The following is a 21,088-nucleotide window of genomic DNA, read 5'->3' on the forward strand; positions in this document are numbered from 1 at the left end:
CTTTCAAGGCGAGCGACGCCGCGGTGGGATGTCCCCACGGTCAACTACGATTAGGTCAGGGATCTTGCGGGCTCACCGTGCGGACTGCACTTTCGTACCCAAGGGATTTCATATCTTGGGCCGCCGATGAAGTGCCGTCCGTTTCTACGGGCGCATGCTTTGGGTATTCAGGATAAATACTTTGGATATGCGCGAGAGGAAAAAGATCTTGCGCGGATAGATTGGAAACCGGTATGGATAAAGCCCAAGGAGCGGATATCGGGGAGCTCGGGTTTGACCCAGGAACCTTCGCCACGGCGCTCATGACGCTAGAGGAGTTCAGGTCGAAGGACAGGGTGATTTGGGCGGGTATCGATATCGGAGTGGCCAGCACGGGGCTGTGTCTCGTCGATGTCCGAAACCATGAGATCGTGTTGATGGCAAGCCATCTCTTCAAGTCGCCCGTCGTCGACAAGAAGAAGGCGACCGCGGCACCCGAGAGCCTGGCGTCTGTGAGGCGAGGGGCCCGCTCGGTCCGCAGGAACATCATGCGTGAGGGGCGGCGCAAGAAGGCCATCAGGGCCGTTTTAGCCGATTCCGATCTCATTCCCGCCGATGCTGACGGCGAGTGGTTCGCCGCGCGCCGCGACGAGCGCACGGTCGTCAAGCTGAGGTCCAAGGCTCTCGGACATCTGCTGAACTCCCGCGAACTCGCCCGTGTGCTGTACTCGTTCGCGAGCCATCGCGGTTATATCGACCACGGCAAGTCGGATAAGGATGACGATGCCGGCAAGGTCAAGAAGGCGCTCGCCGCGAACCATGCAGCGCTCGCCTGCGGCGGCTGCGAGACCTTCGGGCAATACCTCGCCGGGCAGCCGCGCTCGCGCAACAGGGCCGGTGACTACAGCTTTACCTCCGATATCGGCATGACGGTCGATGAAGTGCGCACGATCTTCTTACGGCAGCGCGAGATGGGCAGCGAGATCGCCACCGAAGCGCTCGAGGAACGCTATATCGCCGAGCTGACATGGCTCACCGACACGAGCAAGCGCGACATGTCGACCTATCTCAAGGTTGGCTTCTGCACCTACCGCGGTGCGCCGTACAGGCGCGGGGCCACCTCCACAACCTCGTTCGAGATGGTGCGCGCCCACCAGACGCTCGCCAACACGGTTATCCTGCATGAAGACGGCACTTCGTCCACTATCCCCGGGAACACCCGTATCGAGATCGTGAGGGAGCTCTTCGCCGTGAAGAAGTCGGTGAAGCCGCTGAAATGGTCGGGGCTGCGCCGCAGGCTGGGGCTTTCCGATGGCGATTCGTTCAAGGGGCGTCCCCTCGAGGAGGAGAAGCGCGACTGCATCGCCCTGCCGGCCTGGGCCGTACTGTGCTCTGGGCTGTATGAGGACCACCGCGACCTGCTCGAGCGGCTGCATGACCATATTGAGGACGCCGACGCAGTTTGCTCGGCGCTCACCTACGCATCGTCGGCGGCATCGCTCGCCGGACGGCTCGCCCCGCTGGCCCTCACCGATGATGAGGTCGAGGCCATCATCGACCTGCCCTATTCGGCGCGCCTGTTCTCGGGCTATGCGAGCGCGAGCCTGGAGGCCCTCCAGATGCTCCGAGGCACACTCGAAGACCCCTGCGTCACATCGCTCAGGCAGGCCGAGGAGGATTCCGGCCTCGCGCAGGCGCGCGCCATGCTCGCTGAGGAGCGCGGGGAGGCGGCGGACGGGCTGCTCTGCGCCTTCTCCGGTTACGACCCGACGTGTAAGAACCCCGTCGTGCTCCGTGCGACGGCGCAGGTGCGGCGCATGGTCAACTCAGTCATCAGACATTATGGATTGCCGGACGTTATCCGTGTCGAGGTCGCCCGTGACCTCAAGCGTTCCAAGCACGAGCGCGAGATTGTTGCGGAGAGCAACAGGGCGAGGCATGAGCTCAACGAGCAGGCCAAGAGGGATATTGTCGAGTTTCTGGGGCTTCACGACGACGACCACGTGCGCGGGCGAGACCTTGACATGGTCAAGCTCTATCGCGAGCAGGGCGGCAAAGATCCGTATACGGGTACTGGCATCGACTTCGGGCGTATGCTCGAGGAGCGCGGATATGTCGAAATCGACCATATCCTGCCAATATCGCGCACCTGTGACAACTCACAAGCCAACAAGGTCCTATGCCTTACCAAATCGAATAGGGACAAGTCGAACCGCTCTCCCTACGAATGGATGACCTCGGGAGAGGCCACGGCGCCTGATTGGGACGAGTTTTGCGGCCGGATGGAGCGCTGGGCGAAGATGTGCGAGCCCAGGCGGTACGCCCGAAAGAAACTCGCCAACCTAACCTGCGAGAACCTTGCCGAGCGAGCCGGCGGCTTTATTGACCGCAACCTCAACGACACGCGATACATGTCCGTAGCGCTCGCCAAGTGGCTGAGGGAGTGCCTGCCATTTGCGAGGGACGGGCACGAGCATGTGTTCTGCGTCGCCGGCGGCGCGACCGCCCTCATGCGCAGCGTCTGGGACATCAGCATCACCGGGCCGGACGGCAAGAAGAACCGCGACGACGATCGGCACCATGCCGTCGATGCGGCGGTAATCGCCTGTTGCACCCCTGGTATCGTGAAGAACGTGGCGCTGGTCAACGAAGGTCATGCTCGCGCCGACGTGCGTCAGCGGCTCTTTCGCGACTCGCTGCCCTATCCGGAGTTCAAGGAGCAGGTGAACGCCTGGATCCCGTGCATCGTGCCGACGCTCACGCTTCCGAATACCGTCACGGGCAGCGTGCTCAAGGATACGGTCTACCCCTATCTTGGACGCGACGATGCCGGCAAGGATCTCTATCTCACCGTAAAGAGGGACAAGGACGGCAGGATCGTCGATAGGAAGGTCAACAAGGCCACCACGATGTGGAAGGACGGACAGGGCGGCTGCCGGGCCTATGGGTCTATGTGTGCCTTGGATGCCGTGTTCGATGCCTCGGTCGGCAAGCGCGGCAAGTGGTCATTTGACCCGGTCTACTGTATCGATATCCCGCACCGCGAGGATGAGATTCGAACCATAAGGGCGTTTTCGAAGGAGAGGGCGATCGACCTGTGGGATTCTATCAAGGTTCCCGAGGACGCGCAGCGGATGAGAATCCGACGTGGCGATGTGCTCGTATGCGACGGGAAAGCAGCAAGATTCTATTGCTTCGATATCTCCGTCAATGCTATTAGGTTGTATTCGCAGCGCGGTGGGAAACAGCTCCAGACAACCGGACCCCTTTCCTCCGAGGCATTCCCGCCTCCTTCGAAGTGGGGTGATGATATTAGGGTCATGCAGGAGGACTGCCTTGGGCTCTGCTGGCTCTCATTCCTTTCAAATCGGGCGATCGCGCAGATGGATTAGCCATAGCGAGGGGAGGTCACGACCTCCCCTATTTCTATCGGCTAGAACTCCAGGAAGAGCTGACCAGAGCAATTCGGCCCGGTTTGATTTTGCGGGCGTGTCTCGACCAAGATTTCGCGGTCGACGTATTGTTTCTCCGTTAACTCTATTGCCACGACGCTGCCTGCGGGCGGGATATGGTCGCGCAGGCGATCCCTGTGTGCCGCCGCAGAAGACCTCGACAGTAGGCACCTCGTGTAGATGCTGTTTTGCTCGCGCATGTAGCCGTCGTCCTCGAGAAACCTCTTGAACTTGATATAGCGATCCTTGTCTCGCTTTGTCTTCGTCGGCAGGTCGAACATAACGAGCAAGCGCATGATCCTCATATCCTTCCCCTTGCCCTCATTCTGTCTTCAGATTCCATCTCGAGCCCGATGAGCTCGGGTGTCAGCAGCATGTCGGCATCTCTTAGCTCTATAGCGCGATGCAGTGACTCGCAGAAGACGTCCACTGCCACCTGGATTGGGCACTCCTTCCCGTCAATGTGCATGATCACCGAGGTCACCGCCGTCAATTTCGCCTTGTCGGCCGGGGTCAGCGGGTCAAGGATATTCTCTGTGACCACCAGGAGGTCAACTGCCGCGCGGAAGGGTTCTATCATGTCATCGACCAAGTTGAAGGCGTTGTCGGCACTGTGATGGTGGATACCGCGCGAGACGAGCCATCCGTGCGATACCGCGCACTGGGCGATCCCTGCCCTTATGACGGCGTATCCGTAATCGAGTGGGGCGGCCATCGGCCCCTCCCTTCTCGTCCCATATGGGAGCATCGCGGCGAAATAGTCGGCTGCTGCAGGCGCCTCGCGGCGTGTCCTGTCGTCGCTGTGTACCCCTGCGGCATAGCCCCTGATCCTTGCAACGACCGTAGCATTGCCTCCGCTCAGTTCGAGGGCCCTGGCCTGGTTCAGGATTTTTGAGACGACGATTCTTTTCCACAGCTGGTTGCGCAACGGTTTCGGAATGGCAAGCTGATGTTCGACAATTTCCGCATGGCGCGAGTGGGCGCCGAGGGGCAGGCACAGGCCGTTTGGCATATGGTCCCTCCCGCAGTACATCACGACTATCCCTGCGTCATTCATCTCGGAAATCAGTGCCGATGTCATAGTTATCTGCGGGCTGTCGATAATCACCACCCAGATATCGGATAGTGGGATCTGGGCCAACATGGTATCGCCGTGCGATACGGGATCCTTCTCACGGATAATCAGTCTGTTGTCCCTTAGGCTTAAGTGCCTAGGGTTCCGTATCGTGACCGTTTGCTTCATAAGCGGTCCTATCTGTTGAAACTATGACAGGAGGGCCGTCCGTTCTCCCACCTAGTCTATCGGTTATGATAGGCACCATCAACGTTACCCTGTGTATCTGTAACAGCTTGATAGGTGGCAACGAGTAACGTTTGGGCAAGAGGGCCCGTCAAAGACGGGTCACTCGCGGAGTATATCCCGCAGGGCGCTCTTCGCGCTCTGCGGGTGATCTCCTTCTTCTTCCTTTTTCAGAAAAGCGCACCGGAGCGACAATAAATTGATTGATTTTCGACCTTTTCTACAATTTGAAAACAGAAAGCCCCCAGCTAGGGGGCTTTTTTCATGGGTGGATATTGTAACAGCTTGATAGATGGCAACGCGCTAGGGCCCGTTGGAAAAAAGTATATCGGCGATATCTATTGTAACAGCTTGATAGATGGCAACGCGCTAGGGCATCGGTGACTACGGGGCGGCGTGGTCTGCGATTGTAACAACTTGATAGATGGCAACGCGCTAGGGCGTAGGCCTCCTTGTCTTCCTTGATGCTCTGATTGTAACAGCTTGATAGATGGCAACGCGCTAGGGCCTGGTTTACCCTTGTTGATGCCGCGCAGTTATTGTAACAGCTTGATAGATGGCAACGCGCTAGGGCTTTCGGGTGCGCTCCCTCATCGTCCTGCTGATTGTAACAGCTTGATAGATGGCAACGCGCTAGGGCAGGTTTTGATTTGAACGCACTTCCCGGTTCATTGTAACAGCTTGATAGATGCCAACGCGCTAGGGCGGTTGCCGCCTCAACCAGCAAGTGAAACTAATTGTAACAGCTTGATAGATGGCAACGCGCTAGGGCCCGTTGCGCTGACGGTGTCGTCCAGCCTACCTGCGAGTCCTGTAAACCCTGCTTCGGTGGTCTACATCGACAACGAGGATGACGAGAACATCGTCCTCGATATCGACAACTATCCGATGGTCTCCGACCCTGTAGCGCCATAGACCAGACTTATTTTCAGTCAAGCCCTTTTCCATGCTCCTCGGGTCTTCGAGCTGTGAAATCTCATGGAGCTTTGCCACAATTCTTTTGGCGATCTGCTTGTCCAGCTTTCTCATTGATCGCTGGACATCCTTATCGACTTCAATCCGCCAGGCCAAGGCTTTCCTCCAGCTCGTCGAGCGTCACGGTCTCAAGCCTGCCGGCCCTATAATCCTCGGCCTTCTTCATTAAGCCGTACTCGTACTCAAGCCTGTCAATCTCGGCAGCGAGCGCTTCTGTCATGTAGAAAGTCTTCGTGCGTCCCGTTGATTTCGCCAAACGCTCGTACCTGATTGCTAAGTCCTCAGGCAGCCTCAATGCCGCGGTAGCAGTTGCCATGACGCACCTCTCAATCACTTGTATTACATGTCCTACATTCTAGCACTTCGCTTGCCGCAGGGGTGTCCAACAATACCTATATTGACAATATACGTCGTGTAAAGGCAGGGCCTTAGCCCTCGGGGGCGGCTGGTATGTGGGGTGGTGTTCAGCGGCCGATCGCGGGAAGAAACCAGAGCACGACGATGCCTGGTGGGCAGCCCAGCGCCATGCCTACATCGAGGAGAACGACATCCTTCTATCCGACCATCCGTCCTGGGAATGGGTCAGCCCGTACGATTTTTGGCGGACCATCTTCCCCGAGGGGTTCCTGCAGCCCCGCGGCGAGGAGATCCCGTGGCACGAGGGGGGAGCGGCCATCCCAACGGCATCGCCATCCAGATCACCAACAGGACCAAGACGGTGAAGACGGAGACGGGCCGCAAACGCGACGTGACCGTGGTCGAGCGGTTCACGTTGACCGACGACTTGGGCGACGTGATGGAGCGCGTCATCGATGCTGTAGAGATTGTATCAGCTTGAGAAATGGCAACGCGCCAGGGCGTCGCGTCTGCAGCCCATCTTGAATCGCCAATCTTGTAAGAAACATAGAGAACCGGGGAGGATCAATCGCTCTGCTAGAATCGTCTTCGCTGTCGGCAGCCCTCGTGCCGGGCAGAGCCCTCCATCCGATGGGAGGTGATGCCCATGACCGATTTCACCGAGCTCGTGAAGCTCCTGACCGCTACGGTCTCGCTCCTCACGGCCCTTGTCGGCCTTTCCAAGGCACTCAGGCAGGGCTCGAAGCCCAAAAAGAAAGGCCACCGTCGCTAAGACGATGACCTAACTCTACCAAGCAACGGCTCTGCCCAGCTCACCACAACTTGGGCTGCCGTCGGCATCATTTTACCCTCCTGACGAGGAATTCGTCCATATTTCAAAAATCAAATCGCGTTTGCTATTGAAGTCCATTCATCGTTCATACGTTTTGAGACTGTGGCTATCTGGCGATTAATTTCTACAGTCGCTGGTTCAGCTAGAATTGGGGAGATGACGTATTCCGTGCGCGGGCGGCCGACAATTCGATTGGAGGCTTCCCTATGCTAAAGATCCTTGATGCGCTGGCCGCCCTTGCGACGGTCGGCACGTTCGTCATTGCGTTTTTCGATTCGTATGATGTCCGAGTTAAGGTCCGTAGGCGTACGCGCGGTGCGGACGGTGGACGGCATTTGCGCCGCAACAAGCGCAAATAAGAATGCCCGGGGTGGAGCCCGGGCATTTAACTAAAGCAGAAAACTAGGCCACCCGCGCTCTGGATACTTACACGGGATGCGTCGTCTTCAACTGTCATCTTACCCTCATTAGGCAGATAAAACCACCGCATGCTCGGGTTCTCAGGCGGTTTCATCCATCGTTCATACAATGTGGACTGTAACGACAAAGGCCTCCCAGGGCATGTAGTCGATAACTGCGAAATTACGTTAATGCATACTTGCATTTTGAGAAGCTACGGCATTACACAATTACTCTACTACATTGTTACACTATGCCGTAATTACGCTATTACGCAGTTCGGTTGTTGCCAGTATTCAGCGGGGTTCGACAAAAGCGTCTCCTGCGGTAACTAGCGGCGGGCGGATGCCGCTGCGAACGGTTGGCTTGACTCTGAGAAGACTATATCCGCGGCATGTTTTTGTAAACGCCCTGGTGGCCGACTCTCACGATCTCGATGATGGCCCTCTTACCCTCGAACCTTCCCAGAATGCGGTAGACGCCAACACGCGAGCGCCAGCCGCGCTCTGCGCCCTTAAGACTTTTTGCGCAAGGCCAGAGGCAGTAGTGTTCAAACTCGTCTAGATAGTCTTGGACCCAGGACAGGATGATGAGCCGCTGTTTTTTCGGGATTTTGAGAAGTTGTTTGGTCGCCGTTTTGGACCATTCGACATTGAAGCTCACTCGGCCTCCATTGCCATATGCATGACATCTATCATCGAGTAGTGGGTATTATCGTCCTCCATCAGCGCCTCGTTGTATGCCTCGATGTCGGCCGCCTCCTCGACCTTCTCGAGGGCGGCGCTCCTCACGAATTCGGAAAAGGAAATGCCGAGGACGCTCGCATAGGACTGGATCCAGTCCTTCTCTTCCTCCTCGAACCTGATGGCAATGGCTTTCATGGCCATAGTTGCTCCCCTCTGCGTAAAACGATGCGATACGCTATTTTACCAGTCGTTTCTGGGATAGTTCCAACGTGCGCATTGCAAATGCCCGCACCTTTAATAAACACGTTTTCACTTGCATTGAAAATAACAAGGGGGAGGTGTGGCGCCTCTCCCCCTTCAATATTGAATAGTTGCGTTATCACATAACAACGCTATTACACAGTTATGAATCAGCGTTCATACATCGTTATGTAGTTGCGTTATGACACAGTCCGGTAGTGGCCGATACGATAGGTCGGCTACGGAGACCATCCGTCATCCGGTCTGTCATTTTCCGGATCATGAACCACGTACCAGCTGTTGCCGTGGTGGCAGATATCGCGCAGGGTTCCGTCACCCATCTTCACGTGCCAGCTCTCGCACACGCGGCCCTCCCCCATTACCCATGACCGCGGTTCGTGCCAACCGACTTCTGCGAAGGGGAAGATCCTGCCGTCGTACCATTTGATGCCCCACGGGCTGTACTCTCCGTCCGGCCGGCACTCGACCAGTGCCGTCACAAGTCTGATTGACTTCTTCCCCACGCCGACTCCTCATGCCAATTACTAACGAACGCGTGTTCTATTGTCTCACATCTCATAGCATGAACGCCAGACGTCCAAAAGCCATGAAAATGCGGGCTGAGGTGTCACCAGATGGCACCAAACGACCCCGCGCGAGAACTTCAACAGTGGGATTCTAATCTCATGGCAACCCCTGAATGAAAGGGTCAAACGGTTATGGGAAAGAAAAAATCAGAGACCATACTGGTTCCGCTGCTGCCAAGATTCGATGCCGCGGGCATTTATGATCCATATCCCTTGAGGACTTCGGTTGGCAAGATGACCGTTACGAGAGACGATGCGTTCCCGAGGACAATCAGATTTGAGAATTTCGTTTCCTTCAAGGAAGAGGCTCTGGTCGAGTCAAAGGTTTTTGAAACCCTTTTGCCGTTCCTGGGCAGCTCCACATCGGCCGGCTATGTCATCAGCGTGGATTATGACCGTGACCATCCGACTCCTCTTCGCAAAGGGGAGGCTCGCGCCAAGGACGACAAGGGCCTGCCCCGAGGGTTCGAATTGGAGCAGTTGGAACTTCCCATCCTCGCCTGCGCTCTAAAAACCTACGACGTCGCGGTTGATATGCCCGCTGAAGCCCTTTGCTATGGCAAGTTAAACCGAAGGAAGCAAACATACTATATTGAGCAGCCTGGCAGGTATGTGGACAGAGACGGTCTGGAGACCAAAGGCCAAAATTTTAAAATCATGCCAGATCGCAAGGTCACGGAAGTCTCATATGAGGAACGTGAAACAGTCAAGCACCTGGCAGGACTGCAAAGGCTCGAAGTGTTCAGCCCTGTTTACGCAGAGGAACTGCTTGGCCCCGCCGACGGGAATGTGGTTGCCGCCCAGGAGAGAGTCGAGCTTGTCCTAGGTGCCGGCTCCTCACCCGACTTCATACGCAAAATGAATGAGGCCGGCTTCATCTCGGAAGGGGTGCCCGCCCAGTACCGTGACTCGATTCTCAAGAAAGCGCGCGAGCTTTTCGATACCGATCTCGAGATATGGGATCAACATGTCGCGCCGATGTTCAAGGAGCATCTCGACCTGGATATGCCCTGGGTCGCAGGGGATTTCTATGGCAATCCGAGGAGGGCTGAGCTTAAGAGCGAGCCGGAGCCAGCGGAAAGGGTTGCTCCGGCGCCTGCCCGCGCCCTGCCCGTATTTAGACCGGAATAGCCATGAGTACGCAGGTGCACCCGCCGGGCAACTCTCTGGTCCCCCATGGCCATGAGATTCTTTTGGAGCGAAAATGACTCCCGTTACTGTTAGCGTCGTGGAGAGGCCCGGTAGGGAGCCGAAGTTCAGGTGGATCGAGCTTTCCGACGGTCGTAGGTTCCCGGTCCGCTCCACGGGCGCATCTGTCCCCTGCCCCGGGCGCAAGACGGGCAGCCTCGCCCGTATCTGGAGCGTTGAGATCGAGTGGAAGGGCAGGCCCGTCCATCGCTTCATCGTCAGGGATGAAAATGAGTACTTTATCGTGCGCGCCGGAGAGGACTCCTAGAGGGCCGTATAGTCCAAGTGGGAGATCGGGAAGGTGTTCTCGTAGACGTAATCCGACGAGTTCGATGATTTGATCTTCACCTTCACGGGCTGGCCCTCGTCTTCCAGCAGAAACGCGGTGCAGACTGAAATCGAGTAGCCGGGCTCGAGTGTCTTCGAGGCGTTCGGGTCGCTGTATTTCGTGCAATGGGACAGCTTCACGCCGTTTTGGTAGCACGAGACGTAGGACACCGGTGCCCGTCCGTCATGGTCGAGGTCGTTCTCGAATGTCATGCCGACGAGCAGGAATCGATACTCCTTGCCCCGCGAGTCCGTTGCCGTCCTCTTGTAGACGCCATCGACAGTAAGTCCCCTGGAGGCATCGGAGGCGCTCGTGTCCCCTATGCCTCCGAAGGAGAACGCCTCGTCCTCGCTCTTCTCGGAATCTTTATTCTTCTTCTTTGAATTGTCCGATCCATTTGCTTTCTTTGAGCCTCCGCATCCTGTAAGGGCTAGCGAGGCCATGGCGGCCAGAACGGCCCTCCTGCTGACGTTGACGCTATTCATGCGTTACCACCCATCAATCCATCTCATGCCATAACCGATAGAGCGTGTATCCCCTGCCGCTCGCCGCCTTTTCGGCGCCAGGGCAGGCTTTTCCAAAGCGTTTTGCGTTGGAATCCCGCACGATCGCCCACGTCCAGCCATCCTCCTTAAGGACCCCGTAGCCCCCTTCCAGACTGTCAACGTATGCGCGGTAGTCGTTTGCCCTGCCGTCGCCGGAGATCGCCTCAGACCAGATCTCGGGACGCATGTCGTAGGTCACGGGAACCCTCGCCCACTCTAGGTAGTTCATCACCGTGGCGTCCTCGGACCATATGCGACCCGGGCTGTCGCCCAGGGCCTCGACGATTTGTGCCATATCCGAGTCGATGCCCCTCCATCCGGTCTCGACCCAGCGGGTTTCCGAGTCAAGCGAGTTAAGGCCGCTATTGACGATGGAGAACGCTAGGACGAGGACCATAACGGCTCTCCCGGCAATCAGCAGACGATGTACTCGTGGGTTGATTGCGTCGCCCTGGCCGACGGATGCGGCGACAATCAGAAACGAGACTGTCCACGTTATCCAGAGGCACCTGACGGCAAGCGCGCCGGCCATGGAGGCCGCCAGCCAAAAGGCGATGAGCCATCTTGGCGGGAACCGACGTGCGAGGACGCACGATGTGATTGCCGCAAGGATTGCAACGCCCCAGAACAGGGCTGCCGCCGGCATCGCCCACACCGGCTTCAGCTCGAGAATGACCCCGCCGTAAGACGCGGCCCCGAGTGAGCGGATCACATAGAGTGAACCGTCGATAAAGTAAGGGTTTATAAGCGATTCTGCAGCCATTCCTACAATCGCCGCAAGTAGCGGCAGCCTGGACCGCGCCCATGAGCGAACTGTCTCGCCAGTCTCGCCGAGCGAGATCTCGCCCTCTTCCGGAAGCAGGAAGCACGCGGCGGCAGCGGCGGGCAAGGGCCAAAGCGCCGCCTGCAGATTTACAGACAGCAGCGACACGACCGGGAGTACCAGAAGGCAACGAGAACTGGATCCCCGTCGCCATTCTTGGCACGTAGAGATGGTGACGAATAGCAGCGCCGCCGTCCAAAGGGATGGACGGACGGATAGATATGAGGTCATGAGGGCAAACCCGACCGCGCTGATCAACAGTGGCGCCCAGGGGTAACGCGGGTTTTGCGCCAGCCTGGAGACGGTGCCGGTATAGGCCCACAGGGCCAGCGCGGCGGGTACCGCCACGGACGCGGCGACGCCCGTGTAGCCCGCGGCCTTCCACCACAGATAGAGCCACGCGTCATGGAGCCACTGCTGGAGCACGATACCCTGGCCGGCGATTGCGGTGAAGGGGTTTGTAACCGGGATGCCGGATTCGACGATTACGCGCCCCGAGGCGAGAAGGAACCATCCGTCCGTATCCAGCGTCCCCGCCGATCTGATGGCGGGGATCAAGGCCATGATGGCCATTGACAGCAGGACGGCGAGCGCCGTTGAGGCACAGTGTACGGTCTTCGCTACCTTAGTCTGATTCAATCGAGTCTCCTGATAGAGAGTGGGCGGTCGGACTCGGTGAATGTTCCAGGGGCGACCTCGATGCCGCCTACTGCCCCCCGTGGTGCGAAAAGGATGCGCCAGGGGGCGACCGAGGAGTCGAGCGAAACCACCGGCCAGGATTGATCCGAGGCCTCGAAGCGTCCTATCCAGCAGACATCGATCGGGATGCGCATGAACAGGGTATGGAGCGACCTTCCCCTCGCGTACACCATGCCGGTGGATTTGTCGATGTACTTGGTTCCCATATACCCGATCGCCTTGTCCCTGAAGGTCTTGGCGATCTTCAGGGAGAGCGGAACCTCGGTGCCGGTCCTTGTCGTGGCCACACAGGGGATATCGTATTCATGGCTCATGGGTCGTCTCCTACATGAGGGAGGTGAACGTTTGGGCGATCTGCGCCACCACGGGCGCGAGAACGACGATCAGGAACACTGGCAGGATGAAGATGATGATCGGGAAGAGCATCTTTGAGCTCAGCTTCTCGATTTCGGACTCGACCTTCAGGCGCCGCTGCTCTCGGACCGTCTCGGCCTGGTCGCGGATGATGTCGACAAGTGAGCCGCCCGCGCGCTCGGACTGTGCGAACGATGCCGCGAAGATGGTGAGGGATGGCACGCGCGCGCGTTCCGCGAAACGCAGGAGCGCCTCGGTGCGCGACGAGAAGCTGGCCTCGTTGGCCACGCGCTCGAAGCCGCGCGCGATGGCGCCATCCATCCTGCTGCCGACCGTATGGAGGGCGAAGTCGATGGACGAACCCGCCGACATGCAGATTGCGAGAAGGTCCAGTGCGTCGGGGAGCTGCCTGTCGAGCTCGTCGCGCCATTTCGCGCGTTCGTTCAGGAGCCACAGCTGCGGAACGGCGAGGCCCATGAGGACCATCGCGGCAAAGATGCCGAGCCCCTTGGAGCCCCCGATGAGGATCGAGGCGATGAGGCCGGCGGCGGTGAAGCCCGCCGCGCTCGCGACGCGGAAGGCCCAGAAGGTCGCCGGCTGCAAAGTGAGTCCCGCGCGGTCGAGGGAGTCTCGCGTGGAGTCCATGACCGAGCGGGAGATGGGCGCGAGCCTCGACACGACGCTGGACAGCTTCTCGGCGATTCCGGGAATCGTCGCGGACGCCTCCTCCTCTACCGGCGCTTCCAGCTGGAATATGCGCTTGAGGGCGATATCCACGCCGAGGCCCGCGGCGATTCCCAGAAGAAGGAATATGAAGCCAGTCGTTATCGTTTCGAACATCTGAGAACCCCTAGTCGTATCTGATGTTGCTGATTTGCTTGAGGACCAAGAAGCCGAGGATATCGAGCGCGGCGCCGACGGCAAGGCACGCCCACCCCGCGGGCGTCATGAAGAACTCGCGGTGAATCTCCGAGCTCAGCGACATGAGCAGCAGCATGACGACCGGCGCGAAGCCGACGAGCTTGGCCTCGAATCGCGCCGAGGACGTCTTTGCCTCTGCCGAGCGTTTTGCCTTGACCTTCGCCCTGATGGCCTCGCCCACGCGCTCGGTGATCTCGGAGAGCGAGCCGCCGGTCTGCTGGGATACGGAGACGGCCGTGGAGTAGAGCTTCAGGTTCGAACTCCCCGTCCTCTTGGCCATATCATCGAGTGCCTGGGCGATGGGTCGTCCGTTTCGCAGGTCGCGCTCGAGGATGGCGAACTCCGATTTCAGCGGCTCTGCCATATGCTCGGCGACAGGGGCCACCGATTGCGCGACGGAGGCGCCCGTGCGCAGGTTCGATGCGATGAGCGGCATCGCCTCGCCGAGCTGCTCCTCGAAAAGCCCCTGCTCCGCCCCGCGCTTCAGCCTCACCCAGATCGGGAAGGCGGCGATACCGAGCGGGAGTGCCGCCAGGGCGCCCATCGCCGAGCCGGTGGCGAGAATCAGCACCGATGGGGCGAACGCGACGACGGCCCACATCTGCGCGGCCTCGGAGACCGATAGCTGGGGCGCTGCGCCCTGGCACACGCGACGAAGGGCGCCGACGAGACGATTTGAGCCGGTCCCGTCAGAGGGATTCTCGGGGATGGGGCCGGTCTCGGCGCGTTCGCGCTCGACACGTAGCTTTCTGGCCGTCAGGAACAGAACGATTCCCGTCAATACCGCCGGCAGTGCGGGGAGGAGGGCTGCCGGGGAAATCTGCCCGCTCATCGACGGAACCAGAAATCGTCGTCGACGTAAACGCCGCGCGCGAAGAGCTTTTCGCGATGCGCCGGGGTGATGCGCTCGCCGGTGGGCATGAACTCGCCGAGAACCTTGCCGTCCTCGGAGAAGCCGGTCTGCTCGAAGCGCATGATGGTGCCAATAGTGATGACATCGCCCTGCATGCCCTGGACCTCCGCGATCTCGGTGATCTTGCGCGAGCCGTCGATATCGAAGCGGTTAACGAAGACGATGAAGTCGATGGCCGAGGCGATGAGTTCCATGATCTGCTCGCTTCGCATCTCGGTTCCGGTCTGCTGGATCATGGAGCGCAGGCGGGTCGTCGCCTCGCGCGCGTTGGAGGAGTGCACGGTCGTGAGGGAACCTTCGTGACCGGTCATCATGGCCTGGATCATATCGAACGCCTCGCCGCCACGGCACTCGCCGACTACGATGCGGTCCGGGCGCTCGCGCAGCGCATGGATGACGAGCTGCCGGATGGTGATCTCGCCCTCGCCCTCGATGTTGGGTCGACGTGCGGTCTTGCGCACGACATGGGGCTTTTGGAGGCGCAGCTCCGGCGCGTCCTCGATCGTGACGATGCGCTGGTTGTCCGGGATGAAGGAGGAACAGGCGTTGAGCAGCGTCGTCTTGCCCGAACCCGTTCCGCCGGCGATGACGACGTTCATGCGGCCGAGAACGATGGCCTCCATGAACTCCAGCATGCGCTGGTCGAAGGTGCCCAGCGCCATGAGGTCCTCGGGTTCCACGGCGTCGGGTCGAAACTTTCGGATATTGAGGATGTTGTGGTCGACGGCGATGCCCTTGGCCGTCGCCGCCACGCGCGAGCCGTCGAAGATGGCACCGGGACGGTTGAGGATGCAGTCACACAGCGGTTGCGCCTCGTCGCAACGCCGACCGTCGGCGGACGCGATTCGGTTGATGATGAACTTCACATGCTCGTCGTCCTCGAATGTCACCGGGACCTTTTGTAGCATGCCCGCTCGCTCGACCCAGACGTCGTCCGGGGCGTTGACCATGATTTCCGAGATCGAGGTATCGGGAAGCAGCTCCTCGATGGGCCCAAGATAGTACAGGTCGTTGATGCCGGCCTGAATAACCGCCTCGAAGGAGTTGTCATCCAGACGAGAGCCTTCGGGGATGGAATCGACAATATCGGCAAGGAGCTCGTGCGCGCGCGTATCCCTCTGTTCGTTGCTTTCGGTCGCGTCGTTGGCCGCCGTCAGGACCCCGGTTGCCTGGCGTACGGCGTCGCGTTCGATTTTGAGTAGGTCCCTATTCAGCATTGTTCGTCTCCCCCGTCTCGGGAAGGGCGACGAGCCTGATGCCGCTTGCGCTCGAAAGTGCGAGGGCCTGGTCCTCGGTCACCTCGATGGTGACATTGGAATACCCGTCAGACTTGGTGCCCGAGAGGTTACCGTCGAGCGCCAACACACGGATGGAGTCGGCGATGCGCTCGGTCGTCACGACCTGGCCATCGTTCACGCTCGCGAGGACGTCGACCTTGTCGCCGACGGCGAGCAGTGGCGAGAGGCCGGTCGAGCTGTCGAGCGCGACGGTGTAGGCGACGTGGCCCTCGGTCACGGCCGTGGTGATCGAGGCGGGTTTCTTGGAGCCGGAGACCGATGAAAGCGATACGGCGGTACCCGAGGTCTGCTGTGTGACGGACTGGCGCCCGGCGACATCGGATACCTTCTTAGCGGCGTCCTTTGGCGCAAACGCCTTGGGCACGCTTGCGACCGTGAGGTCCGCGGACGCGATAACCTCACCGGGGGCGACGTCGCGCGTGACGGTGACGACCTTGACGGTCGATTGCTCGAGGCGGGTCAGCTCGCCCTGTGCCTGGGTCCAGCGCCAGCCGGAGAATCCTACTGTCACGACGGCGACGGCGATGGCCACGCCGGCGACGGCTGCGAGCCTGCGGTCCTTGCGGGCTCCACCGGGTACCTGCCCGCGCTGTCGGCCTGCGGTCGCGGCTCCCGCCGTTGCCGTGGTCCTCTGGCCGCTCTGGGCGGTCTTGGGAGCCGTGGCGGGCATTTGCGTCGACGTGGTCGCCCCCATGGCGGCCTCCTGCGCCATGGCGCGCTCAAGCTCATGGCCGAGCGCCTGCTTGCGCCCGCGGAGCCTATCGATACTGCGCATGCGACCGGCATCCACGGCCGCGCGCTCCTCTGCCTCGACCTGGGCGATCTCAGCCCTGATCTCCTCCGGGGTCCTTTTCTTCATCGTTTGACTTCCTTCCCGGGACCGAGGAGCCCCGAATACCTGAGCAGCGAGTCTCGGTTGACGCGCCAGCGGTTGCCGAACCGTGCGCCCTCGAGCTTTCCCGACGCGCACATTCTCTCGATGGTCCTAGGGGTGACTCCGACCGCGTCCGCCGCCTCGCGCGACGTCAGCAGCGCCGGCATGAGGTCATATCTTCCCTGGCGCATCAGGTCGTACATCAGACCCAAGGGTCCTCCGATCTGTCGTGCTATTCCGACACATAAAGAATCGCCCCGCGCGGACGTGCGTGCGGGGCGATTTGGTGACATTGGGTGACAATCTAGGGTGTTCGGCGAGGGCGCCTATTCAGCGCCGTCGGACGCAGATTCATCTGCGCCTTCGGTACCGCCTGATGAGGCGGGCAGCATGTCCCTCACGGCCTTGGAGAGGCTTTCGGGGGCATCGTCGATCGAGCAGACGCCCGTTTTCGTCGAAACGTTTCCGTCCTTGTCGATTGTGTACTCACACCAGCCGTTCCCGGTGTCGGCGGGGCGCCATACCGTCGTGGATGAATAGGGATGGAGCGCCCATACCGCATCGGATCGAACCTTGAGTTCGTCGATGCCCGCGAACCTAGCGAATGTCGACGGCCAGGTTCCCTCCAAAATCACGTAGACGCCGGCATATCGGTCTGCCGCTCCACACAGGTCCTCCGGTGCCTCGACATAATAGACCGTGGCTTTTCCGGTATACCCGTTTGCCTTCAGCATCTCGAGCACCTCGGAGCGCGCCTCCTCGCCGGGGTTCTCCGCATATTTGACGGCGTTGGCCTCGCCGAAACAGGATTGGCGCGTGCTCTCGAGAAGCGAGCCCTGCCATGTCCTGTAGGCGAGTGCGCCGCCGAGATCGACCGCGAGGGCGATGAGAAGGGAAAGGGGGATGAGTAATACGACGAAGAAGGTCGTGAGCTGCGCGCGGGCTCCCCTCCCCCTGAGTGTGCGGCACTTCATCTAGATGACCTCCCAGTCCGAATAGCTGATGTAGGAGCGTGTGATCTTGCGCACGGATCTCTTTCCGAACACGTTGTAGGGCGCTGGGTAGTCGTAGATAATCTCGGCCGATACCGTCACGGTCCTGTCCTCGGTCCTGAGGTTCTCGGTGCCCAGGTCGCTTGCCACGGCGCTACCCTGTCCAAGGTTCTCATCGGAATCGAGTGTCACAGAGGCGTTTTTCACCGTGAGGTAGTCGGGGTCCACGCCGGCAGAGGTGCTCACGAGCTCGGTCACGAGCGTGTCCGCGTTCATGGATTCCCACCCCGCGGGAAGCCGGTCCGCGAGGTGCGCCAGCGAATAGTCGATTCTCGCTCGCTGGTAGCCCGTGAAGCCGAACCCCATGATGGCGAGCACGACGGTGAGCGCGATAGGGAACACGAAGATGAACTCGGTGGAGATGAGCGCCTTGAGCGCCCGGGTGTTGCGCACCATCACATCACCTCCGATGAGATCGCGGTGGCAGAGGAAGACTCGGGCTCGATGCCCGCAAGCCCGTCGAAGACAGCCAGGGTGAAGACGCGGCGGCAGGGAATCTGGACATTGACCGTCACAGACTTGCGCCCGATGGAGGAGTCCCTGGACTTATCCCCCACCCTCAGCGTCACCTCCTTGGGTGCAATCGCCTCGCGCACGATATCCACGGTGCAGCTGTCATCGAGCCCGATAGCGCCCCTCACGTATGCCTCGACCTCGGAATCGGACAGGTCTGGATTTGCCGCGGCATAGCGGGCGCCCTCGGACGCGGCAGAGGACGCAAGTGCCTTGCACCTGCTCAGGTTGGCGCAATCCACGACGAGTGCGAGCATGGCGATCATGATGGGAAGGAGCAGGACGAGCTGGGTCACCATGACGGCCCTGAGCCCCGTACGTTTAGACCTCATAGCAGATAACCTTTCAAGATTGCGATTAGTGTCGCCCCGACCAGGCTCACCGACAGCACGGCGTTGTAGGGGACGTTGTTCTTGAGGCGAGCACAGGCCGGGATGGATCTGATAGCGAGTTCCAGGGCGCATGCGCATGCAAGGTGGATAGCGAGAAACTCGAACACGGTCCCGGCGGATAGCGCCGCCATAAGGGCGACGGCAAGCGTGAGATAGTCGCCGGCGTGCCAGGAGATCCCGGCGATGCGCTTCATGGCAAAGGAGATCAGCGCGAATACTGCAGCGCAGGGAATGGTAAATACCGCCCACGCATATGGTCCCCAGGGGGATGACACAGCGCCAGCGCCCGCAAAAAGGAACAGCATGGGCACCGGCGCGAGCCTGAATCTCATATCCTCCTGGCCAAGTGCCACGGAGGCTGCCAGGAAGACGGCATAGGGAATCGAGATGAGCGATCCAGTCCAGGCTGCAAGCAGATAGGGGTAGACAAAAACGATTTCCGAGGCAAGCGGTGGGTTGTGGCGGCGTGCGTACGTTCCGGTGTCTCCAAGCTGGGACATCTCCGCATCGATATCTCCTGCGCTACCCAGAGAAATTAGTGTTGAGGGGCTGACGCCGTAGTTAACGGCCTCCCTCTTCACGGCGTCTATCCATTTATCCCTATCGGTATCCCCGGGCTGTGCTTGGAGCATGGTCTTGTCTTCATGCTCCAGTGCAGCGTAGCGCCAGCGTTGGTAAAGATGGGAGGCGCACCAAAAGCCGCAACCGACGGCTAATGTGGTCGCCAATCTGACGCCAAAAGACACGGGAGCCTCCTCGATATAGGCATAGGTACTCATATTTAATTTTGTAGTCGTGTTTGCTCAAAATAAGGCTAATTTGGTGCCAAGCGGTGACACTATTTTGATTGAAACGCCTATCCATTCGACCTGGAGTCGCAACAATGGGTGACCTACGAAACCGAAGTGGTCGCGAAGAAGTTGCCACGAGAGCCGTATCGGATTGCGCGAAAGACGGCAATCAACCAGGGCGAAGCTGTGAATCGCAGCGATCGAAGAACCTTCGAAGCCATTAGGCGTGTCGGCTAATTCCCGCGTCTGTAAAGCAATTGCCCGAAATAGCAATTGCCCGAAATACGATACCTGCAAAACATGTACGCCCATGGCTTTGACTGCCTTGTGATATAAGTATCTGCTCGAAGTGCGGTGTCTGCGAAGCATAAGAGTGGGAAAGTCCATATTTATGCTTAGTGAGTAGTCTCTCGAAACGCCATACTTGCGAAGCCTGTGTGCGTGGATGCGAACAAAGTTTTGCGGTAAGTAGCTGCTCGAGGCGCGGTACCCACGAAGCAATATCCATCCTGAGAATGATGCAAAGTAGGGTAAGTAGCTGCCCGAAGCGCGGTACCTGCGAAGTTTTATGGACTCTTGGGTTTTTTGCCGGCCAGAGTAAGTAGCTGCCCGAAGCGCAGTCCCTGCGAAGTAGGCCTTATGTAGGCAGAATTAAGCGCGAAGGTAGGTAGCTGCTCGAAGCGCGATACCTGTGAAGCGTAAATCATTGCGCCATATGGCGGCTCTGTGGCAAGTAACTAGTCGAAGCGCGGTCCCTGCGAAGCCATCCTACGGTGGGAACGTCGCAGCCGGATGGTAAGTAGCTGCTCGAAGCACGGTACCTACGAAGCAACATGTTGCAGCCGCCAATCGCTTGAAGACGGTAAGTAGCAGCTCGAAGCGCGGTCCCTGCGAAGCAGGCTTATCGCCCTTAATGGAAAGTGACATGGTAAGTGGCTGCTCGAAGCGCGGTACCTACGAAGCACGCACCACGTCCGCAGCCTTGACGTCACAGGTAAGTAGCAGCTCGAAGCGCGGTACCTACGAAGCAGAATACGACACGCGCCCCATAAACTCATGGGTAAGTAGCAGCTCGAAGCGCGGTACCTACGAAGCGCTCCTTGGCGGCATACGCAGAACCAACCTGGTAAGTAGCAGCTCGAAGCGCGGTACCTACGAAGCACAAAAACCTGTACCTTTTGTGCAACAAAGGTAAGTAGCTGCTCGAAGCGCGGTACCTACGAAGCAAGTAAAAGCCTGACCAGCCCGACGTTTGGGGTAAGTAGCTGCTCGAAGCGCGGTACCTACGAAGCGATCGTCGGGCTCTTCAAGCCCAAGCTCGCGGTAAGTAGCTGCTCGAAGCGCGGTACCTACGAAGCATATGGAGCGTGTCGCGTGCCGGGGATACCCGGTAAGTAGCTGCTCGAAGCGCGGTACCTACGAAGCACCGAGGCAAGCGAGATTATGCATGTCAGCGGTAAGTAGCTGCTCGAAGCGCGGTACCTACGAAGCTAATCGAGGCGACCACCGGTCGTCTCTTAAGGTAAGTAGCTGCTCGAAGCGCGGTACCTACGAAGCACGTGTTAAAGCGCAGGTACGGCGCGTAATGGT

25 protein-coding genes and 2 CRISPR repeat arrays (1 of these 27 running past the window's edge) are annotated in these 21,088 nt (G+C 59.3%); of the genes, 6 read left to right on the forward strand and 19 right to left on the reverse strand.

Annotation, left to right across the window (positions count from 1 at the left end; genetic code table 11):
- Positions 1-233 precede the first annotated feature (233 nt).
- Positions 234-3,371, forward strand: coding sequence for a type II CRISPR RNA-guided endonuclease Cas9 (gene cas9 / locus AAAX32_RS08745; protein WP_349100568.1), 3,138 nt, complete (start codon positions 234-236; stop codon positions 3,369-3,371).
- Between the two features lie 41 nt (positions 3,372-3,412).
- Here cas9 and cas2 read toward each other — a convergent pair whose 3' ends face one another.
- From cas2 to AAAX32_RS08765, 4 genes are all read right to left on the reverse strand, one after another.
- A complete protein-coding gene (gene cas2 / locus AAAX32_RS08750) occupies positions 3,413-3,736 on the reverse strand; it encodes a CRISPR-associated endonuclease Cas2 (RefSeq protein WP_349100569.1) in 324 nt (107 codons plus the stop codon).
- A complete protein-coding gene (gene cas1 / locus AAAX32_RS08755) occupies positions 3,733-4,674 on the reverse strand; it encodes a type II CRISPR-associated endonuclease Cas1 (protein WP_349100570.1) in 942 nt (313 codons plus the stop codon). Before cas1 ends, cas2 begins: the two co-directional genes overlap by 4 nt.
- Before the next feature lie 331 nt (positions 4,675-5,005).
- Positions 5,006-5,503: a CRISPR direct-repeat array (repeat unit 36 nt; unit sequence ATTGTAACAGCTTGATAGATGGCAACGCGCTAGGGC).
- A 26-nt stretch (positions 5,504-5,529) separates the two neighbouring features.
- The gene (locus AAAX32_RS08760) at positions 5,530-5,760 is read right to left on the reverse strand and encodes a type II toxin-antitoxin system RelE/ParE family toxin (protein ID WP_349100571.1); all 231 of its coding nucleotides are present in this window, start codon (positions 5,758-5,760) and stop codon (positions 5,530-5,532) included.
- A 25-nt stretch (positions 5,761-5,785) separates the two neighbouring features.
- On the reverse strand, positions 5,786-6,022 hold the full coding sequence (locus tag AAAX32_RS08765; protein WP_349100572.1) for an antitoxin: 237 nt from the start codon (positions 6,020-6,022) through the stop codon (positions 5,786-5,788).
- 336 nt (positions 6,023-6,358) lie between these two features.
- Between AAAX32_RS08765 and AAAX32_RS08770 the strand changes: the two genes are divergently transcribed.
- The 3 genes from AAAX32_RS08770 to AAAX32_RS08780 all read left to right on the forward strand — a co-directional run bounded on the left by AAAX32_RS08770 (position 6,359) and on the right by AAAX32_RS08780 (position 7,254).
- On the forward strand, positions 6,359-6,544 hold the full coding sequence (locus tag AAAX32_RS08770; protein WP_349100573.1) for a hypothetical protein: 186 nt from the start codon (positions 6,359-6,361) through the stop codon (positions 6,542-6,544).
- 165 nt (positions 6,545-6,709) lie between these two features.
- Complete coding sequence (locus AAAX32_RS08775) at positions 6,710-6,835, forward strand: hypothetical protein (protein WP_349100574.1); 126 nt, start codon at positions 6,710-6,712, stop codon at positions 6,833-6,835.
- Positions 6,836-7,101: 266 nt separating this feature from the next.
- Positions 7,102-7,254 carry a hypothetical protein gene (locus AAAX32_RS08780; RefSeq protein ID WP_343001662.1) on the forward strand — a complete coding sequence of 51 codons (153 nt, stop codon included), beginning with the start codon at positions 7,102-7,104 and terminating at the stop codon, positions 7,252-7,254.
- A gap of 421 nt (positions 7,255-7,675) precedes the next feature.
- On the opposite strand, the gene AAAX32_RS08785 is transcribed toward AAAX32_RS08780, so the two are convergent.
- The 3 genes from AAAX32_RS08785 to AAAX32_RS08795 all read right to left on the reverse strand — a co-directional run bounded on the left by AAAX32_RS08785 (position 7,676) and on the right by AAAX32_RS08795 (position 8,744).
- The gene (locus AAAX32_RS08785; protein ID WP_349100575.1) at positions 7,676-7,957 is read right to left on the reverse strand and encodes a type II toxin-antitoxin system RelE/ParE family toxin; all 282 of its coding nucleotides are present in this window, start codon (positions 7,955-7,957) and stop codon (positions 7,676-7,678) included.
- Positions 7,954-8,181, reverse strand: a complete 228-nt coding sequence (locus AAAX32_RS08790; protein WP_349100576.1) for a DUF6290 family protein — start codon at positions 8,179-8,181, stop codon at positions 7,954-7,956. Before AAAX32_RS08790 ends, AAAX32_RS08785 begins: the two co-directional genes overlap by 4 nt.
- A gap of 278 nt (positions 8,182-8,459) precedes the next feature.
- Positions 8,460-8,744: a hypothetical protein gene (locus AAAX32_RS08795; RefSeq protein WP_349100577.1), complete on the reverse strand. Its 285-nt coding sequence runs from the start codon at positions 8,742-8,744 to the stop codon at positions 8,460-8,462.
- Positions 8,745-8,939: 195 nt separating this feature from the next.
- Here AAAX32_RS08795 and AAAX32_RS08800 point away from each other — a divergent pair, with 195 nt between their 5' ends.
- The gene (locus AAAX32_RS08800; RefSeq protein ID WP_349100578.1) at positions 8,940-9,938 is read left to right on the forward strand and encodes a hypothetical protein; all 999 of its coding nucleotides are present in this window, start codon (positions 8,940-8,942) and stop codon (positions 9,936-9,938) included.
- Between the two features lie 73 nt (positions 9,939-10,011).
- Complete coding sequence (locus AAAX32_RS08805) at positions 10,012-10,263, forward strand: hypothetical protein (protein ID WP_349100579.1); 252 nt, start codon at positions 10,012-10,014, stop codon at positions 10,261-10,263.
- On the opposite strand, the gene AAAX32_RS08810 is transcribed toward AAAX32_RS08805, so the two are convergent.
- From AAAX32_RS08810 to AAAX32_RS08865, 12 genes are all read right to left on the reverse strand, one after another.
- Entirely contained in the window at positions 10,260-10,808 is a 549-nt protein-coding gene (locus AAAX32_RS08810; protein WP_349100580.1) for a DUF5067 domain-containing protein, read from the reverse strand. The two genes, AAAX32_RS08805 and AAAX32_RS08810, sit on opposite strands and share 4 nt — an antisense overlap.
- A 13-nt stretch (positions 10,809-10,821) precedes the next feature.
- Positions 10,822-12,330: a hypothetical protein gene (locus tag AAAX32_RS08815; protein ID WP_349100582.1), complete on the reverse strand. Its 1,509-nt coding sequence runs from the start codon at positions 12,328-12,330 to the stop codon at positions 10,822-10,824.
- Positions 12,327-12,704 (reverse strand): DUF192 domain-containing protein, encoded by a 378-nt coding sequence (locus tag AAAX32_RS08820; protein WP_349100583.1) that lies wholly within the window; start codon positions 12,702-12,704, stop codon positions 12,327-12,329. Before AAAX32_RS08820 ends, AAAX32_RS08815 begins: the two co-directional genes overlap by 4 nt.
- Positions 12,705-12,714: 10 nt before the next feature.
- Positions 12,715-13,584 (reverse strand): type II secretion system F family protein, encoded by an 870-nt coding sequence (locus AAAX32_RS08825; protein ID WP_349100584.1) that lies wholly within the window; start codon positions 13,582-13,584, stop codon positions 12,715-12,717.
- Between the two features lie 10 nt (positions 13,585-13,594).
- Positions 13,595-14,497, reverse strand: coding sequence for a type II secretion system F family protein (locus tag AAAX32_RS08830; protein ID WP_349100585.1), 903 nt, complete (start codon positions 14,495-14,497; stop codon positions 13,595-13,597).
- Complete coding sequence (locus AAAX32_RS08835) at positions 14,494-15,795, reverse strand: CpaF family protein (RefSeq protein ID WP_349100586.1); 1,302 nt, start codon at positions 15,793-15,795, stop codon at positions 14,494-14,496. Before AAAX32_RS08835 ends, AAAX32_RS08830 begins: the two co-directional genes overlap by 4 nt.
- Positions 15,785-16,735: a Flp pilus assembly protein CpaB gene (gene cpaB, locus AAAX32_RS08840; RefSeq protein WP_349100587.1), complete on the reverse strand. Its 951-nt coding sequence runs from the start codon at positions 16,733-16,735 to the stop codon at positions 15,785-15,787. The genes AAAX32_RS08835 and cpaB overlap by 11 nt, the downstream gene beginning before the upstream one ends.
- Positions 16,732-16,953, reverse strand: coding sequence for a helix-turn-helix domain-containing protein (locus AAAX32_RS08845; RefSeq protein ID WP_349100608.1), 222 nt, complete (start codon positions 16,951-16,953; stop codon positions 16,732-16,734). The genes cpaB and AAAX32_RS08845 overlap by 4 nt, the downstream gene beginning before the upstream one ends.
- A gap of 123 nt (positions 16,954-17,076) precedes the next feature.
- Positions 17,077-17,724, reverse strand: a complete 648-nt coding sequence (locus AAAX32_RS08850) for a hypothetical protein (RefSeq protein WP_349100588.1) — start codon at positions 17,722-17,724, stop codon at positions 17,077-17,079.
- On the reverse strand, positions 17,725-18,198 hold the full coding sequence (locus AAAX32_RS08855) for a hypothetical protein (protein WP_349100589.1): 474 nt from the start codon (positions 18,196-18,198) through the stop codon (positions 17,725-17,727).
- On the reverse strand, positions 18,198-18,647 hold the full coding sequence (locus tag AAAX32_RS08860) for a TadE/TadG family type IV pilus assembly protein (RefSeq protein ID WP_349100590.1): 450 nt from the start codon (positions 18,645-18,647) through the stop codon (positions 18,198-18,200). Before AAAX32_RS08860 ends, AAAX32_RS08855 begins: the two co-directional genes overlap by 1 nt.
- A complete protein-coding gene (locus tag AAAX32_RS08865; RefSeq protein WP_349100591.1) occupies positions 18,644-19,339 on the reverse strand; it encodes a hypothetical protein in 696 nt (231 codons plus the stop codon). The genes AAAX32_RS08860 and AAAX32_RS08865 overlap by 4 nt, the downstream gene beginning before the upstream one ends.
- Before the next feature lie 622 nt (positions 19,340-19,961).
- A CRISPR array of direct repeats spans positions 19,962-21,088; the repeat unit is 36 nt; unit sequence GGTAAGTAGCTGCTCGAAGCGCGGTACCTACGAAGC; it runs 560 nt beyond the window's last position.

Origin of the sequence: Collinsella sp. CLA-ER-H3, from assembly GCF_040092425.1 — a bacterium.
GTDB lineage: Bacteria > Actinomycetota > Coriobacteriia > Coriobacteriales > Coriobacteriaceae > Collinsella.